Origin of the sequence: Weissella coleopterorum, assembly GCF_011304355.1 — a bacterium.
GTDB classification, from domain to species: Bacteria; Bacillota; Bacilli; order Lactobacillales; family Lactobacillaceae; genus Weissella; species Weissella coleopterorum.
Window position 1 is genome coordinate 1,526,452 of the sequence record NZ_CP049888.1, and the last position, 17,450, is coordinate 1,543,901.

Below are 17,450 nucleotides of genomic sequence, written 5' to 3' on the forward strand. Positions count from 1 at the left end.
TCATTTTATTAGTCATAAAAACCAAAATATTTTTGTGCATTTTTATAACTGATCTTCTTCGCCATTTCACCCAGACGATCCATATCTTTTGGCACTCTGCCTTGTTCGCTTAACTTACCTAAATAGTTTGCCAATACACGTCTAAAGTATTCGTGCCTAGTATACGAAAGAAAACTTCGCGAATCAGTCAACATTCCAACGAAATGACTTAGTAAACTCTGTGAAGCAAAGACTTCTAATTGGCGATCCATTCCATCAGCTGTATCATTAAACCACCATCCAGCACCTAATTGGAGTTGCTGGACACCCCGTGATTGGAAGCTACCCATCATGGTTGCTAGTTGCATCCAATCATTTTGATTTAATGAATAGAAAATAGTCTTAGGAATTCGATCATCCTTTGATGCTTGATGGTATAACTTAGTTAATTCTTGTACCATATCTGACTGCGTTCCCATACTATCAAATCCAGTATCAGGACCCAATTTTTCAAACATTGGTACATTAATCGAACGATTAACATTAACATGCATTTGCATCGTCCAATTATGATCACGATTCATTACCATTAATTCTAATAAAAGCATTGTCAAGTACTGATCAACTTCTTCATCAGCAACTTCTTCATTATTAATTGATTTTAAGACAATCTTGTTTAACTCTTCGTTTGTTGCCATCTTAAAATGATAAGTTGATAATGAATGGTCCGAAATACGTCCACCGATTGAATCAAAAAAATTATAACGTGCTTTTAATGCTTGAATAATGTCATCAAAGGTCTTAATCTCAAATCCAACTACTCGAGATAATTTATCTAAATAAACGCCAAATCCTTTTGCATTAATATTTGTTAAATTATCTGGACGTAAAGCTGGTAAAACTTTAAATTCAGACTCTTCTTCTGCTAATAATTGATGATATTTTAAATCTGATGCTGGATCATCAGTGGTGGCAACTAATTCTACTTTGGAATTTCGAATTAACGCTCTCGGAGAAAAAGCATCGCTTTGCAATTTGGCATTTACTTGATCCCAAATTTGCTGGGCATTATCATGTGTAATCTCCAAATCAACACCAAAGAATCGTTTCAACTCCAAATGAGTCCACTCATAAATTGGATTACCAAAAGCTGACTCGAGAGTTGTAGCAAAGGCATCAAATTTATCAAAATCGTCCCCATCACCTGTAATTAATTTTTCTGGTACACCATTCGCTCGCATGAGACGCCACTTATAATGATCTCCTCCTAGCCAGGCTTGAGTAATATTCTCATATTTTTGATCTTCATAAATTTCCTGTGGACTCAAATGACAATGAAAATCAATAATTGGTAAATTTTCAATGTAATTATGGAAAATGGTTTTTGCAGCGTCATTTTCTAGTAAAAAATCTTGATCAAGCAGTTCCATTTTGATTCCTCCTAAATTTAAATCGTAATTTAAAATTATAACTGGACATCTTCTGGCCAGAGCGTTGCATAAGCATGACCTGTCAATTCTTCAACAATCTTTTGTGTTTCAGGATCAACATCTTGTTTTGAACCACCAGCTTCCAAACGATTAATTTCTGCCTTTAAGACTGCGTGGGTATTCTTATTCAACTTAAATGTCCACGACACCATCAAAGCAATGATCAATAGTACAATCGGACCAATGAAGAAAATCCAAGTAATCGCATTTCGAACATCCATTGAAGGATGCAAATTACCTGCTGTATATCCTACAGCTTCCAAAAGTAGTCCGGCAACATAAGTAGCTAAGGCTCCGGTCGACTTACGGAAGAAAGTCATTACAGCGGCATAGGTTCCTGCTTTATCTTCACGCGTAATTAGTCGATCTACATCTGGAATGAAAGGAAATACATTCCATGGCGTAAATTCTAGAATTCCACGTCCCATTTGATAAAGGGCTGTAATTACCATCAAAATTACGATTGGGTTGTGAATATGCATAAAGTAAACGACAACATAGCCAAACATGGCAATGATAATACTAAAATATGAAAGTTGGTAAAGGTATTTCGGTCCCTTAGTGATCATCAGCCGAGTAGCCAATAATGTTGACAAAATTCCAAATGCAGCAAAGGCATTCAAAATCCATGGAATATTATCTTTCAATCCGACCGCCACAATAATAAACGTTGGCAACAAAGTAGCATAAAAGTCTTTTCCTGTGAATGAAAACAAGTAAATGACCAAATGTTTACGGAATGAGGCATTTTTAAAAGTGGCGGCATAATCATGCACCGTCTGAGCTAAGAACTGCCCCAAAGTCAGTTTGGGGCGTGAATCTAATTCTTTCACAAATTCCTCAGTTAACGGACGCTCCCAAGTTGAACGGTATGAGATGAAGATTGCAATCACAAACATAATTGTCCAAAATACACCTGCTAACAAATAGGCATTTTTCTTAGCTTCTTCGGATGGTAGCGATTGTAGAAATGCCAAAATAAAGAATACTAATGTCGTTCCAGTAGCTGAGATAAACATACGCGATCCAGACAAAATAGTTCGCTTTGTATAGTCATCAGTCATTTCTGTTGGCAATGTTTCCCAAGGTATCAAAATCATTCCAACAAAAATTTCTGTCGATGAATACACGATCAAATAATAAATAAAATCATGTCCAGGTCCAAAAATGGAAGTAGCGGGAATCCAGAAACTCATAAATGAAATTGCAAATCCTACCATTCCAACAAACATCCAAAAATGCCGGCGACCAAATTTTTTACCAAGTTTGGTCTTATAGAAGCCATCTGTAATCGCTCCAAACAGTAATGAGAATATTGCATCGACAATTCGAGCAATTCCAGTAATAGCACCCGCCATTGCTGGATCAAGTCCTACAGAGAGTGTGAGATATGCAAAAATAACACCAGAAACGATGTTATTCCAACCCCCACCCATTAAATCAGTCAAACCATATTCAATCCCTCTAAAGACATTAATGTCTTTAGAGGTATATACCCAATTCGTATGTTCCATGTCTAAACTCCTATTAAATAAATCCAAGAAAAATTACAAGTAACAATGAAAGCGCTTTCCTTCTGTACAAAATTAATATATCACATTAAAGAGTTAATTGATATATTAATTTTTTGTTTTTTTACATTTATTAATAAAAAAATTTACTTAACGTAAGTTATCACACCCCATCTAGCCATGTGCTTCCCATCAAATTATCTTTCCCTAGATTAATTCATCATTCATCTAAATCAATGATCGTATACTTCTGTTCCGTTTACCGACTGGTAATCAAAAATTATATATTAAATTCTAAATATATTTTATAAATACATGTATATAGCCAAATGTTAGTCTAGATTCTTTTATTTTAGATTCGAAAAATTAATGTATATTTTAATGACATGTTTGATTTAATTTCCATAATGACGATAATAAGCTTCATTAATGCATCTTTTTTTAATTAAATAAATGGGTGTTTATGTAAACTTTAATGTTCGACCAAATTGTTTTTTTCTAATTGTTTAACAATAATATTTAAAAAATGAATCTGTAATGAACCTGTAAAGACGAGTTGACAGCGCTTACAAAAATCAATATAATAACATTGTGAAATACTAATATATTAATAATAAGGTTAAAAGGAGTTTTCTATGGCAAGTTATATTGGTGTCGATATTGGTACAACTAGTACTAAAACAATTATTTACAGTGACGATGCAAAAATTCTCGGAGCTGCGACTGAATATTATCCACTCATTACTGATCGTCCGGATAAGGCCGAAGAAAATCCAGATACAATTTTTCAAGCTGTTGTTGCCAGTATTAAAAATGTTACCGAACAAATTGACACAACAAGTAATCCCATTAAAGCAGTGTCATTCTCGGTCCAACAACATAGTTTAATGGCAGTCGATGAGGATGGTAACCCATTAACTAACATTTTAACGTGGGCAGACAATCGCTCTGAAAAAATTGTTGCCAATCTCAAAAAGAACCAGCCCGAATTAGCAAAAAAATTATTCGAAAATACAGGTGTCCCCACGCACCCCATGGCTCCTATTTTTAAATTAGCTTGGTTGAAAAAAACATCACCTTCTATTTTTAATAAGACCGCTCAATGGCTCGGCATTAAAGAATATATTTTTTATAAATTATTTAATCGTTATGTCACCGATTATTCAGTAGCATCATCGACTGGTTTTCTCAATCTCAAAAATTTAGATTGGGATCTTGATGCAATGCACTTTGCTGGTATTTCTGCAAAACAATTACCAGAATTGACTAGCAGTACTGATTTTATTACCGGTATTAATCCTGAGTATGCATCAGAAATGGGATTACCAGAAAATATTAAATTTGTTCTTGGCGCTTCAGATGGCGTGTTATCAAACATTGGTGTTGGCGCTACTGAAGAAGGAACACTCGCGGTGACCATTGGAACATCTGCTGCCATTCGTTCATTAGTTGACCAACCATTAATTGATGCCAAAGGTCGAGTGTATTGTTACCCAATCTTACCTAATAAAAAGTGGATTGTCGGTGGTCCCATCAATAATGGTGGCGTTATTTTTAGATGGGTTCGCGACCATTTATTTGATGACCTAGATTCTAAGAACCTTGAAATGGACCCCTACGACTACTTAACTGACTTAGCTGCTAACGTTCCTGCTGGCGCAAATGGCCTTTTATTTTTACCTTATCTAGAGGGTGAACGTGCTCCAATTTGGGATGCAAATGCCCGTGGATCATTTTTTGGAATGACTGAGTCCCACACTAGAGCCGATATGGTTCGTGCAGTTCTTGAAGGTATCATTTTTAATATTTATTCAGTCATGCTTACTATGCGGGAAGTCACGGGTGAACCAAAAACAATTATGGCTACTGGTGGTTTCTCCAGGTCCAAAGTTTGGTGTCAAATGATGGCAGATATTTTTGAAACACCGGTTCATGTGCCGATTGCCTTTGAATCTGGAACATTGGCTGCAATGTTTCTAGCTAAGATGGCCCTAGGTGAAGCTAAAGAATTATCTGAAATTAACCAATATATTGGTGATGTTACTACATATAAACCTAATCCTAAAAATTTTGCTCGTTATCGAGCTATGATGGAAATTTTTATTAATGTCACTCGTGATCTAAAACAAGATTTTTCAGCGATTGCTGACTATCAACGTGAATTTACAGAATAAGAAAACTATGGTCTTTAAGGAGCCTTTATTATGCCAGAATACAAAATTGCATTAGTTAACTCAAATAGTTTCGGGAAAATCTATCCCGAACACATACAACGCCTAGAAAAAATTGGAACTGTTCAACGTTTCATAGTGGATCAACAAATACCAGGGAAAGAATTAGCAGAATTACTTCACGGATTTAATATTATTATTGCCAGTGTTACTCCAAATTTCACACGTGAATTTTTTGAAAATAAAGACGAATTATTATTACTTTCGAGACACGGAATTGGCTATAACAATGTGGACGTTCCTGCTGCTCGTGAACACGGTACACTGGTAACCCTAGTTTCACAATTAGTTGAACGTGATGCTGTCGCCGAAAATGCTTTCACAAATCTTTTAGCTATTACGCGAAGAACCGTTGCCGCTGACTCAGCAACTCACAAAGGCGATTGGTCCAACCGAGCTGATTTTCAAGGAACTAATTTTACTGGTAAAACTTACGGTGTTATTGGCTGCGGAAATATTGGTAGCCGGGTTGCAGAACTATTTTTATACGCCTTCAATGGTCGCGTATTAGTTGCTGATCCGGAGCCCCATGCCGCTGATGGGTGGTTTGAAGCTAACCCTAAAATTGAACATGTTTCCTTAGAAACATTACTCAAAGAATCAGATTTCATTTCACTAAATGCATCATTAAATGCAACATCCGAAGAAATTATTAACACTGATTCAATTAGTTTAATGAAGGATGGCGTCTATATAACCAATGCCGCTCGTGGAGCTTTAATTAATGAACCCTCCCTATTAAATGCTATTGAATCAGGTAAAATTGCTGGTTATGGAACGGATACGATGATTGAAGAACCCGTTCAACAAGATCATCCGTTTTTGAAAAACAATCATATCATCGTAACCCCACATACTTCTGCCTATACTGATGATTGCCTTCATGCAATGGGTGAGAAGTGTGTTAGTGATGTTGAAAATTTCATTAATCATCAACCACTAGTCCGCGAAATTACGCTAACTGATGAATTAAAGAATTTATAAAATCTATATTACTAAAATCAATAATACATTTAATCATTAATACTTTCTTTAAGCGACTGAATATTTTCATAATTCAGCCGTTTTTTATATTACACAAACAAAAAGCGGTTGTCTTTAACACAACCGCTTTGATTCGTTTTCATTAATAATTTAAGAATTAGTCTTTCTTTTCCATGGCATGACCACCGAAACCATTCCGCAAGGCTGAAACAACCTTTCCAGTAAAGGTATCAGCTTGCAATGATCGGTTACGCATCATCAATGACATTGCAATTACTGGTGCTGGTACTTGGTTGTCCAAAGCTTCCTCAACAGTCCACTTTCCTTCTCCTGTTGCTACCACTCGTCCTGTGATATCGTCCAACTTTGGATCCTTACCGAATTGTTCTTCGGCCAATTCCATCAACCATGATCGAACCACTGATCCGTGGTTCCACAAATGTGACACCTTTTCCAAGTCGTAATCAAATGGTGAAGCTTCTAGAATTTCAAATCCTTCTCCAATCGCTTGCATCATTCCATATTCGATTCCATTGTGAACCATCTTCAAGTAATGTCCTGATCCCAATCGTCCAGTGTAAAGGTATCCACCTTCTTGAGCGATTCCTTCAAACAATGGTTCCAAAATTTCCCATGCCTTGGCATCATCTCCACCAATCATGAAGTTTCCACCATTCCGGGCCCCATCCATTCCACCTGATGTTCCTGCATCGAAGAACTTAATTCCCGCTGCAGTGGTCCGCTTGTTTTGTTCCAAGTTATCCTTGTAGTTTGAGTTTCCACCATCAATGATGATATCTCCAGCATCCATCTTTGAGATCAAGTCATCAATTGTTGAGTTCGTTGGGGCTCCCGCAGGGACCATAACCCATACAATCTTTGGTGATGGCAATTGTGCCAACATGTCTTCAATTGATTCTGCACCAGAAATCTTATCTGAGTAGTCAGTTGCTGCCTTAACAAAGTCCTTATTCAAGTCAAATGCGACAATTTCATTTCCATTGTCTACTGCATTTTCTGACAAGCCAAGCCCCATCTTACCTAAACCGATCATTCCTAATTTCATCATTAATTACCTCTTATCTGATATATTAGTATTCTACATTAATGATTATACGGATTATATCATTTAAGTGCAAGCGTTTTCAAAAAATACTAACGCTATGCCTCATCCTTCTTATTTTTTTCCTCCGCTTCAAACAGTCCATTCAAATATGCTACGCCTAATGCACGATCATACAGTCCATAACCAGGCCGACCATCTTCACCCCAAATCATTCGTCCATGGTCTGGTCGAACATAACCATCCCAACCGTTTTGCACCAAAGCATGAATCACACCATACATATCAATTGACCCATCTGCTGTTAAGTGTGATGCCTCATGAAAATTTTGTTTTTGTGGATCCATGAACTTAATATTTCTTAAGTGAAGAAACGGTATTCGATCCAAGTGACTTAATTTCTCAGTAATACTGATAAGATCATTTTCTGGATTAGAACCTAATGATCCCGTACAAAGTGTAATACCATTCGCTGGGCTATCAACTGCATGCACAATTCTCAATAAATCTGTTTCTGTACTAACTATTTTTGGTAACTCAAAAAGTGGATAAGATGGGTCATCCGGATGTAATGCCATTTTAACGCCCACTTCTTCACATACTGGGATAATAGCTTTGAGGAAATAAACTAGGTTCTCAAATAATTGTTGATTATCAATTTGTTGATACTTTTTAAATAAGGATTCAATATCAGATAATCTTTCTTTTTCCCAACCAGGTAAACTAAATCCATTTGAGGCAGTTTCCATATCGCCAATCAATTCTTCCGCCGTTTGAGGTACTTCATCTTTAAAATATGCCATAGCTTGCGAGCCATCTGACAAAGGATATGCTAGATCAGTACGAAGCCAATCAAAAATAGGCATAAAATTATAACAAATTACTTTAACCCCATACTTACTTAAATTGCGAATAGTAGTTTGATAATTAGCAATGTGTTGATCGCGCAGTGGTCCCGCATTTTTTATATCATCTGAAATGTTCACTGATTCAATTACTTCAGCACTTAAATTAGCCTGATGAATTTCATCAAGCATATTTTTTATTGCTCGCTCTGACCAAACTTCACCAACCGGAATATCAAATAACGCGGGTACGACTCCCCTTACACCTGGAATTTGTTTAATTTGTTCCAAAGTAATCGTGTCTTCTTGAGCTCCAAACCAACGAAATATCATTTTCATAATACTTACTCTCTTTCTTAGTAATTAAAGATTCAAATTCATCTAGCTAAACAACAACAGCCACTTTTACAACTAGGATACTAATATACTAAATTATATAAAAATAATGAGTTTTATTCCTCAGTATTTTGATACATTTGCTTTCACTCAGAGAAAAACCGCTTGTAATGCAAGCGTTTTCTAACGTTGTTAATATATCACATTTTAAACATTACGACATCACCATTAATTAAACTTTTGCAAAATTTCAGCTTTCGTTTTCAAAATCGCTCTTGAAAATTCACGCATTGATTCATCTGTAACCCGATATGAAGGGGCGGAAATACTAAATGCACCTAAAATTTGCCCACCAACCTCCAACGAAGTCCCAACACATGATATTTCAAATTCATTCTCTTCATTTTCGTAAGCAAATCCCCGAATTCTCACCTTCTCTAATTCTATACGCAAATCTTCTGCATTATCAATGGTGGAAGAGGTCTTTGCTTTTAATTCTGTAACCGCTAGATACTGATTTAATTTATTATCATCATATGTGGCTAATATTGATTTACCTACCGAGGTCGAATACAGATCCATTTGCCCCCCAATGACCGATTTTAGAGCCACTGAGTGACTGCCTTCATATTTGTTAACCAAAATAACATGATTGCCATGGGGCATAACTAGATTAATAGTCTCACCAAATTTTTCACTTAGCCGATTGAGATAAGGTTCAGCAATCTGTACAATATTAAACTGATTTCGAGCTGCTTCTGCGTACTGAATAACTCCCGTTCCTAATAAAAAACCATTCTGTGTTTCAGTTACCCAATTTAAATAAACCAACGTATCCATAATTTTGCGAACAGTGGGTTTTGTTATTCCAATTTCTTGACTAAGTTTAGTTAAAGTTGTTGAATTTATTTGCTTGGCTAAATAGTCTAAAATCATCTTTGCTTTTACTAAAGTACTACCATATAATTTTGGTTCATTTTTTATCATAAATTATTGCCTCACTTTAATTATGCTATCAGCATAACATTTATTAAAAAATGTAAAAAGCCAAGACATTATATCTTAGCCTTTCAAATTGATTGATAAATTCATTAATTAATCGAACGTTGGGCAATATAATCCATCAATTCATCTGCATTGGGATAACCATCATTGTCACCTGCTGATTGGACTGCTAATGATCCAATCGCATTACCCCGCCTAACTGAATCAGCCAATGATAATTGTTCTAAAATTCCGGTAATCAACCCCACTGCAAAACCGTCTCCCGCACCAACTGTATCAATAATTGTATCTACTTTATAACCAGGAACTAATAATTTATTTCCATTTTTTTCTTTAACGAACGCTCCATCCGATCCTAATTTAACAACCACTGCCTCAGTAATATCAGAATTTGTTAGATAAAAATCAGCAATTTGTTCGGGGTTGCTGGAACCAACTAAAATTTCGCCCTCATGAATTCCTGGCAATACAATCTTAGCTTGATGTGCAAAATCATTAACAGTTTCTATCATCTCTTGTTTGTAATGCCATAATGCGGGTCGTAAGTTTGTATCAAAAATCGTTGTAATTTTTTTGGAATTTTTCCCCATCGCAAATAATCGTTCCGTAGCTAGTCTTGTAGTTTCTGATAATGCGGGGAAAATACCAGTTAAATGAATTATCTTAGTATCATGAAAATCAATTTTATCAATATTCTTATCATTAAAATGCGAGGCTGCAGAATTTTTACGATAATTTGCTGTTTCGGGATTGCCCACACTAACTCGCTGTTTAAACATTAATCCTGTTTGATATTCATCCGAAAAATTAACATATTCAGTCCCAATATTATTATTTTCCAGTTGGTATTGAATAAATTTCCCAATTGGATCCATTCCTAATTGAGTAATATATTCTACTGAATGTCCTAAGCGTGCAACTCCCGTAGCTACATTTACTTCTGCCCCTGCTAAATATTTATCAAAGTGATTTGCGCTCCACAATGGTTGGTCCAAATCTGTCGCAGCAAAAACTGCCATTGCTTCACCCATCGTTACAACTTCACTCATTATTTCAATTCCTTTTCTAATTTATTAATTTGATTTTTTAACTGCTCAGATGATGCTTCTGGGTATTCTAGAGCAACTAAAACATTCCTTGGCATGTCATTTAATAATGTTCGCCACTCACCAATTCCTTGATCAAAAGCTACTACTTTATAGCTTTTATCCCATTTAATAACGTTCTTTAAATGTAAAATTGAAATGTATGGATACAATTTTTGAGCCGCAACTATCTCATCTTCATCTACATAACGCCAGTTATATGAATCAAAAACAAATTTAATATTAAGTTGTTTCTCTTCAATAATTTTAAAAAAATCTACAATTGGAGTTAAAGTCCCATTTAAAATAGTTTGATCATTTTCAACGTTTAATTGAATTTTTTTCGACATTGACTGCTCAAGTATCATCCAATCTGACAATTGAGCTTTTTCAAAATGACCAATGTTCATCTTCATAGCGGTTGCAGACATTAATTCAGCTTCATTTACATATTGAATAAATTTGCCATTTACATGTCCGTCAAAATCAAAGATCATATCTGGAATACTCAAATATAATTTAAAATTATTTTGCCTTATTTTGTTTGTTAAGGAAGGGATTTCTTTTTTGATATCTGTAAAATATTCACGACGAACTTCAATCATGTCAATTCCTTGCGCCTTAACGTCATCTACAAAATCAATTTGTTGCATTCCGTTACTATGCGCTTGTTCATACACCAGGGTATTAATAATAATTTTTGTTTTAGCCATAACTACGACTCCTTATTATTTATAATCTCCGCATACCGTTCTACATATTTTTTAGCATTTTGTTCTAACCCAGTCCAATCATTCGTATCAGCGGGCTTTAACAGACTACCGCCAACTCCAACGGCTACCACGCCAGCTTCAATCCATGTATGCATATTTTCTAAATTGACCCCTCCAGTTGGCATAATATTGGCCTGTGGTAATGGTGCCTTAACTGCTTTAACCATAGAAGGTGATGCTTCTGACCCAGGGAATAACTTGATAATATCAACCCCGTACTCCAAAGCTAGTTTCATTTCAGTAATAGTCATTGCCCCAGCCAGATATGGAATTTGATATAAATTAGCTATTTTGGCGGTTTCAATATCAAATGAGGGAGAAACAATATATTTTGCTCCTGCAAGGATTGCTAGACGTGCAGTAACTGCGTCTAGAACCGTTCCGGCACCAATGACAATATCTTCTTTATCGTTATATTTTTTGACCAATGCTTCAATAACTTGGGGCGCATTTGGAACAGAAAATGTTAATTCAATTCCTCTAATACCACCGCTAATTAATTTATCAACAATCTTAACCGCTTTTTCACCAGTATTAGCTCGAACAACTGCAATCACACCAGCTTGAGTTAATTTTTTCAATGTTTCAACTTTTTGCATTATATTTTTCTCCATTTTTTTAATATTTCATTTGATCTTCTAAACGATTAGTCCTAATTAATCGTTTGTAGTACCACATTGTTAACATCGGAGTTAAGATGGCCGTCACAATTACTGAAGTCGCTACAATTGCTGTAGCTGAATCTGCCGTAGCTGAATAGGTTTTATCCATCATAGCAATAGTAGCTGGTACTGTGACCGCAGCTCCAGCAGTAGACGATGCTGCAATTCCCTCCAAACCATCAGACCCACTAATAAAGCGATCGGCAGCCCACATAACAAGTCCACTTACCAATACAACTGCGATTCCCATGATAATTCCTGTAAAGCCAGAACGGACTATCATACTCAAATCTAATGAATATCCAAGCGTAAATGCGAAAAATGGAACTAATGTTCCAGCCACCGGCGCAAACATTTTGCGCATATCAGGATCTAATGATCCACATAGAATTCCTAGAATATAAGGTATTAATGTCGATAATAAGGCTTGCCAAGGAAATTGACCAAGGCCGGCAGCCCCTAGGGTAATCATGGTAAAGAAGGGCCCTGATTGAATTGAAAAGAACGGATATGATGCAACATCAATTTTTCGATTTAAAGGCGTTAATAAAGCAACAAGTAACCCGCCATTAATGGCATTAAAAGAAGCAATAATTGCCAAAACTGATAATCCACTAAAAATACCGCTTGTTACACCACCATTTGGTAATATTCGACTTGCTAAAATCCCCAATAGTGCGGCTAAGAATACTTTTGCAAGAAGCATGTTCATCCCTTTACGAGCAATTCGTCCTGTCGACCGAATATCTAATCCTGTCCCTAGCGCAAAGAAAAAGATAAATAAAATTGCTCCTGTTCCTGTCATAAACGACCCCGTAAACCCACCCAAGAATTCAGCAGATTTAGGCCAAAAAGTATGAATCACGGCCCCGAAAAGGAGTGGCACCACCATCATTCCACCCGGAACCTTCTCTATTGTTTTTTTATCTCCATGATCTTTCTCTATCTTCCTACACTTTTGTGTATTTTTTCACAAATAAGGCGCGAACAATACTTTTTTTAAGTCCTATTAAGACCATATTAAAATACTATTCTTTAACCACTATCGTACTAAGTATCCGCCGTCAATTGGCATAATAATTCCGGTAATATAATTTGATGCAGGTGATGCTAAGAATACCACTCCGCCCATCAATTCATTTGTTTGTCCCCAGTGTCCAGCAGCAATTCTACCTAAAATTTCATCATTACGTTCTTGATCAGCTCGAATTGGAGCCGTGTTTGAAGTAGCAATATACCCAGGAGCAATAGCGTTGACTTGAATATTCCAGGCACTAGCTTCAGATGCAAAAGCTTTAGTCAATCCCGCAACACCGTGTTTTGAAGCCGTATAACTTGGTACAAATTTCCCACCAAAATATGAAAGCATTGATGCAATATTAATAATTTTTCCTGAATTTTGTTTCTTAAAAATAGGTAAAACTGCCATCGATAGGCGATAGACAACATTAAGATTGATATTCATAACAGCATCCCAATCCGTTTGCTTAGAATCTACCAAATTATTTCGCCGAATCATACCAGCATTATTAACTAGAATGTCGATATGACCAAACGCAGATAATGTATGTTCAATTACTTGTTTCGGTGCATCCTCTTTAGTTAAATCGACTTCTTCAAAAATAACTTTTCGCCCTTTAGCTTCAACTAACCTTTTCGTCTCTTCCCAGCCTTCACTAGTAAACGTGGGAACATAAATGTCGGCTCCTGCTTCTGCAAAAGCGACAACATAAGCTTGTCCTAATCCAGTGTTTCCACCAGACACAATTGCCACCTTATTGGTCAAACTAAATTGTTTCATGCTAAATGTTTGTAAATCTTTAGCACGCGCTTGAATTTCTTCGATTGGTTCATAATATTCTGCCATTACTTATCTACCTCTATTTCAAATTATGCATATCAACATGATCCATATCATCATACGTAATATTTTCACCACACATTGCCCAAATGAATGTATACGATCCCGTTGCTACACCAGAATGGATTGACCATGATGGATTCGTAACTGCTTGTTCGGATTCTAAGAAAATGTGTTTTGTTTCATCAGGGGTTCCCATGATATGCATGGCACGCGTATCCTTATCTGCAAAATCAAAATACATATATGTTTCCATTCGGCGCATATGGGTATGCGCTGGCATTGTATTCCAAGAAGACCCATTTGCTAAGACCGTATATCCCATTTGTAGTTGATTAGCTTCAACTTGATTTGGATGAATATATTGATAAATTTTACGCTTATTCATATGTTCTTGATCTCCAGGAGTCAACGGAGTTATATCCTCAATTGCGATTTTTTTTGACGGATATACTTTATGCGCAGGTGCCGATGCAACATAGAATTTTGCAGGATTATTAACATCAACTGATTCAAAAATCACATGCTGAGTTCCCATACTGACATAGTAACCATCTTGTTTATTCATAAGATCTTTTTTACCATCAACGGTAACGTATCCCGCACCACCAATATTAATAAATCCTAATTCACGACGCTCTAAAAAGAAATTTACCCCAAGTTCTGAATTTAAAATAATTTCTAAGGGTTCAATCGTTGGCGTAACACCACCAAAAATAAGTCGATCATTCATAGTATAAGTCAACAAAACATCCCCTGGATTAAAGATCTTTTCCATTAAAAATTCTTCTCGCATTTCAGCGGTTGAATAATGTTCAATATCTTTAGGTGCATGAGCATATTTAGTTTCCATTTTAAAAGTCATGATTATTTCTCCTTTATTCTTAATTTCCTATAAGGAAACAAAGTTTCTTATTTGTTTACGACGCAATTATACAACCATGTTTTTTAAATGTAAACGCTTTATTTATCTTTTTTAAGTCACGCATCCTAAAATAATATTATCAATAAATAAAATCGCAAAAAAACATTAGCTAATGGATGTCATTAACTAATGCTTTTTATTTATAATTTATTTATCAGCCACAATTACTAACGACTTAATCGCTTTCCGTTCATCCATCGCAGCATAAGCAGCTTGAATATTATCCAACGTAAAGCTTTGCGTAAAGACCTTGCCCGGATTAATTTGTCCCTTCAAAACCGCATCTAATAATATATTCTTATCATAAGTAGTAACCGCAGCAATTCCACCACGTAACCCAATATTACGTCTGAACAAAACATTAGTATTCATCTCGGCTTTTTGCGGAATTCCGACACGACCCACAATCGCTCCAGGTCGACCAACCTTTAAGGCAGTATCAACAGATTGTTCATTCCCAACACACTCGAGCACCGCATCAGCTCCACCATTAGTCAACTCAAGAACCTTAGTCACCGCCTCGTCACCACGTTCAGCAACAATATCTGTCGCCCCAAATTCAAGGGCTAATTTTTGACGATCCAAATGTCGGCTCATAGCAATAATACGAGAAGCGCCTCGTAACTTGGCCGCAATGACACCGCATAAGCCGACTGCACCATCTCCCATCACTACCACCGTATCACCGGCTTTAACCTCAGCGGTCGCTGCCGCATGATACCCAGTGGCCATAACATCTGATAGAGTTAATAATGAGTTTAATATTTCCTCAGAATAATCTGCTGGCTGTCCGGGAATCTTTACCAAGCCCCAATTTGCATTATCATAACGTAAATATTCGGCTTGATAACCAACTGAACTACCATCACGATTCAAGCAATCGCCATCAAAGCCCGCCAAACAAGCCACACAATGACCACAACCATGCGTAAAGGGCACCACGACAAAATCACCAGGCTGAATCGCATCAATTGCTGAGCCAACAGCCTCGACAATTCCAATGGCTTCATGTCCAACTGCCGCCCCTGATTGATGATCTGAAATACCACGGTACCACCATAAATCCGATCCACAGACACAGGCTCGAACGACGCGAACAATTGCATCCGTTTCTTTTTCGATCACTGGCTTAGTTAAATCTTGCACTTCAACTTTTCCGGGTTTCATAAATATAGTTGCTTTCATAAAATATATGCTCCCAATTTTCTTGACTGGATCCTTTAATGGCATCCTGCAACATTTGAATTATTATGATAATCGTATCATTGTAATTAGACTTAAAGCAATCGCTTTAATTGTTCTATTTCATTATATCTGCCTATTCCGTTGATATAATTCTTTCGATTTGTAGCCTTGCGCCAGAATCTTTTGCATTTCATCAAAATGTTTGTCCTGCGTCGCTTTAGTTTTAGCACTATATATGTAACGAGCCCATGCTTTTTGATAGCCGGGCGTTAATTGTTGAAAAAAGTCCCGGTTTTCCCCGACTAGTTGTTTCATAATTTGAGGAACGTACTGCTCGTAGTCTGCCACCCGAGCATCTTTTTGCGTTACTTCATGTTGCAGCGTTCTTTTTAGAGCAACTAACGTAAAATCATCGTCATACTTTACCATTCGATTAAATTTCAGTAAACTATTTTCCGGATACCCATCATCATCGACTCGGAGCGCTGGAAAAAGATCATCACGATGTACATATGTCGTATAGCGTTGATTACCCTTTTTGGCATATGCAAAAGCTAGCACTCCGCCTTCTTCAATCAGTCCCTGTACCCTTTTAAAATAATTTTGAAGTTCGTCCACATTTTTAATAAAAATAATCATTAAATCCGTCGCCTCAAGCACATTAACTTGGGCTTTCAATCGTTTTACTAAATCATCTTCAATTGGATTAATCACAATTGGATGCTTAAATTGTATTAATTTCAGTTTTTCAATAATGGTTTTATTTTCCATCGTAACTCACCTTATTATTCCAATCATTTGTACTATGAAAATTGGATCTTATCATCAGAAGAACCATGCTTGATTCTTAAAATTATAGATATTTGCTAGCTTCTCGAATACTTAAAGGCGCCATTTTTGATCGATTATTATTAATAAATTTTTCAACCCACTGGGGATTATATTTAGAATAATCTCTCAACGCCCAACCAATTGCTTTATTAATAAAAAATTCATCGCTACCGAGATTATTTAATAAAATCTGCTCCAATAACGCAATCTTCGTCAATTCTTTACGTGATAACTGGTGGTCAATGGCAACTCGCCGAAGCCAAAAATCATTATCCTGCGACCACTGTAACATAACTTGATCCAATCGCGCATCAACTAATCCTAAATTGCTCATAATACGGTTAAAGCCATCAATGGAATCCCACCATTGTTTCGTTCGAAGAAAGTATTCAATTTGAGATACATCTTCAAACTGAATAAATTTTCTTAGTTCCGTTAAATAATCAATTACAAAATATTGATATTCACGTTGCGGTTGCTCCCAAATTTGTTTGAGTAGGTTCCAATCGATCACCTGTTGTGCCTTTTCGACCTTAAGTAAATGATGATAAGCTTGTTTTCGTTTTGGTGATGCAATCCCGAAAAAATCAAATTTATTGCGAAGATATTGCTTTTGCTTCAGTGCGTTTTCTAGATTTGCGTACTCGTTGAACACTTCGGTTAGGTCTTTAATCTTCATTTTTC

16 protein-coding genes are annotated in these 17,450 nt (G+C 36.3%); 2 read left to right on the forward strand and 14 right to left on the reverse strand.

Annotation, left to right across the window (positions count from 1 at the left end; all coding sequences use genetic code 11):
* Positions 1-8 precede the first annotated feature (8 nt).
* Together uxaC and G7084_RS07685 are read right to left on the reverse strand one after the other, a co-directional pair.
* Positions 9-1,409: a glucuronate isomerase gene (gene uxaC, locus G7084_RS07680; RefSeq protein ID WP_166011514.1), complete on the reverse strand. Its 1,401-nt coding sequence runs from the start codon at positions 1,407-1,409 to the stop codon at positions 9-11.
* A 35-nt stretch (positions 1,410-1,444) separates the two neighbouring features.
* Positions 1,445-2,983: an MFS transporter gene (locus G7084_RS07685; RefSeq protein ID WP_166011516.1), complete on the reverse strand. Its 1,539-nt coding sequence runs from the start codon at positions 2,981-2,983 to the stop codon at positions 1,445-1,447.
* 632 nt (positions 2,984-3,615) lie between these two features.
* Here G7084_RS07685 and G7084_RS07690 point away from each other — a divergent pair.
* Positions 3,616-5,154, forward strand: a complete 1,539-nt coding sequence (locus tag G7084_RS07690; protein ID WP_166011518.1) for a gluconokinase — start codon at positions 3,616-3,618, stop codon at positions 5,152-5,154.
* 30 nt (positions 5,155-5,184) lie between these two features.
* Positions 5,185-6,195, forward strand: a complete 1,011-nt coding sequence (locus G7084_RS07695) for a D-isomer specific 2-hydroxyacid dehydrogenase family protein (protein ID WP_166011520.1) — start codon at positions 5,185-5,187, stop codon at positions 6,193-6,195.
* Between the two features lie 157 nt (positions 6,196-6,352).
* Here G7084_RS07695 and gnd read toward each other — a convergent pair whose 3' ends face one another.
* The 12 genes from gnd to G7084_RS07755 all read right to left on the reverse strand — a co-directional run bounded on the left by gnd (position 6,353) and on the right by G7084_RS07755 (position 17,445).
* A complete protein-coding gene (gene gnd, locus G7084_RS07700) occupies positions 6,353-7,261 on the reverse strand; it encodes a phosphogluconate dehydrogenase (NAD(+)-dependent, decarboxylating) (protein ID WP_166011753.1) in 909 nt (302 codons plus the stop codon).
* 95 nt (positions 7,262-7,356) lie between these two features.
* On the reverse strand, positions 7,357-8,442 hold the full coding sequence (gene uxuA / locus G7084_RS07705; RefSeq protein WP_166011522.1) for a mannonate dehydratase: 1,086 nt from the start codon (positions 8,440-8,442) through the stop codon (positions 7,357-7,359).
* Positions 8,443-8,667: 225 nt separating this feature from the next.
* A complete protein-coding gene (locus tag G7084_RS07710) occupies positions 8,668-9,426 on the reverse strand; it encodes an IclR family transcriptional regulator (RefSeq protein ID WP_166011523.1) in 759 nt (252 codons plus the stop codon).
* Positions 9,427-9,530: 104 nt separating this feature from the next.
* Positions 9,531-10,493 (reverse strand): sugar kinase, encoded by a 963-nt coding sequence (locus G7084_RS07715; RefSeq protein WP_166011525.1) that lies wholly within the window; start codon positions 10,491-10,493, stop codon positions 9,531-9,533.
* Positions 10,493-11,242: an apurinic/apyrimidinic endonuclease family protein gene (locus G7084_RS07720; protein WP_166011527.1), complete on the reverse strand. Its 750-nt coding sequence runs from the start codon at positions 11,240-11,242 to the stop codon at positions 10,493-10,495. Before G7084_RS07720 ends, G7084_RS07715 begins: the two co-directional genes overlap by 1 nt.
* Before the next feature lie 2 nt (positions 11,243-11,244).
* Positions 11,245-11,901: a bifunctional 2-keto-4-hydroxyglutarate aldolase/2-keto-3-deoxy-6-phosphogluconate aldolase gene (locus G7084_RS07725; protein ID WP_166011529.1), complete on the reverse strand. Its 657-nt coding sequence runs from the start codon at positions 11,899-11,901 to the stop codon at positions 11,245-11,247.
* 19 nt (positions 11,902-11,920) lie between these two features.
* Positions 11,921-12,910, reverse strand: coding sequence for a 2-keto-3-deoxygluconate permease (locus tag G7084_RS07730; RefSeq protein WP_281346953.1), 990 nt, complete (start codon positions 12,908-12,910; stop codon positions 11,921-11,923).
* 96 nt (positions 12,911-13,006) lie between these two features.
* Complete coding sequence (gene kduD / locus G7084_RS07735) at positions 13,007-13,831, reverse strand: 2-dehydro-3-deoxy-D-gluconate 5-dehydrogenase KduD (RefSeq protein ID WP_166011533.1); 825 nt, start codon at positions 13,829-13,831, stop codon at positions 13,007-13,009.
* 13 nt (positions 13,832-13,844) lie between these two features.
* Positions 13,845-14,690 (reverse strand): 5-dehydro-4-deoxy-D-glucuronate isomerase, encoded by an 846-nt coding sequence (gene kduI / locus G7084_RS07740; RefSeq protein WP_166011535.1) that lies wholly within the window; start codon positions 14,688-14,690, stop codon positions 13,845-13,847.
* A gap of 207 nt (positions 14,691-14,897) precedes the next feature.
* Positions 14,898-15,935, reverse strand: coding sequence for a zinc-dependent alcohol dehydrogenase family protein (locus tag G7084_RS07745; protein ID WP_166011537.1), 1,038 nt, complete (start codon positions 15,933-15,935; stop codon positions 14,898-14,900).
* A gap of 123 nt (positions 15,936-16,058) precedes the next feature.
* A complete protein-coding gene (locus tag G7084_RS07750) occupies positions 16,059-16,706 on the reverse strand; it encodes a YdeI/OmpD-associated family protein (RefSeq protein ID WP_166011539.1) in 648 nt (215 codons plus the stop codon).
* An 82-nt stretch (positions 16,707-16,788) separates the two neighbouring features.
* On the reverse strand, positions 16,789-17,445 hold the full coding sequence (locus tag G7084_RS07755; RefSeq protein WP_166011541.1) for a DNA alkylation repair protein: 657 nt from the start codon (positions 17,443-17,445) through the stop codon (positions 16,789-16,791).
* Positions 17,446-17,450: the final 5 nt, after the last annotated feature.

Coding starts and splice junctions, on each gene's coding strand:
- G7084_RS07750 (WP_166011539.1), bottom strand. CDS start 16,706: ATGGAAAATAAAACCATTATTGAAAAACTGAAATTAATACAATTTAAG.
- G7084_RS07690 (WP_166011518.1), top strand. CDS start 3,616: ATGGCAAGTTATATTGGTGTCGATATTGGTACAACTAGTACTAAAACA.
- G7084_RS07695 (WP_166011520.1), top strand. CDS start 5,185: ATGCCAGAATACAAAATTGCATTAGTTAACTCAAATAGTTTCGGGAAA.
- G7084_RS07715 (WP_166011525.1), bottom strand. CDS start 10,493: ATGAGTGAAGTTGTAACGATGGGTGAAGCAATGGCAGTTTTTGCTGCG.
- G7084_RS07725 (WP_166011529.1), bottom strand. CDS start 11,901: ATGCAAAAAGTTGAAACATTGAAAAAATTAACTCAAGCTGGTGTGATT.
- G7084_RS07755 (WP_166011541.1), bottom strand. CDS start 17,445: ATGAAGATTAAAGACCTAACCGAAGTGTTCAACGAGTACGCAAATCTA.
- G7084_RS07710 (WP_166011523.1), bottom strand. CDS start 9,426: ATGATAAAAAATGAACCAAAATTATATGGTAGTACTTTAGTAAAAGCA.
- uxaC (WP_166011514.1), bottom strand. CDS start 1,409: ATGGAACTGCTTGATCAAGATTTTTTACTAGAAAATGACGCTGCAAAA.
- G7084_RS07745 (WP_166011537.1), bottom strand. CDS start 15,935: ATGAAAGCAACTATATTTATGAAACCCGGAAAAGTTGAAGTGCAAGAT.
- kduD (WP_166011533.1), bottom strand. CDS start 13,831: ATGGCAGAATATTATGAACCAATCGAAGAAATTCAAGCGCGTGCTAAA.
- gnd (WP_166011753.1), bottom strand. CDS start 7,261: ATGAAATTAGGAATGATCGGTTTAGGTAAGATGGGGCTTGGCTTGTCA.
- kduI (WP_166011535.1), bottom strand. CDS start 14,690: ATGACTTTTAAAATGGAAACTAAATATGCTCATGCACCTAAAGATATT.
- G7084_RS07685 (WP_166011516.1), bottom strand. CDS start 2,983: ATGGAACATACGAATTGGGTATATACCTCTAAAGACATTAATGTCTTT.
- uxuA (WP_166011522.1), bottom strand. CDS start 8,442: ATGAAAATGATATTTCGTTGGTTTGGAGCTCAAGAAGACACGATTACT.
- G7084_RS07720 (WP_166011527.1), bottom strand. CDS start 11,242: ATGGCTAAAACAAAAATTATTATTAATACCCTGGTGTATGAACAAGCG.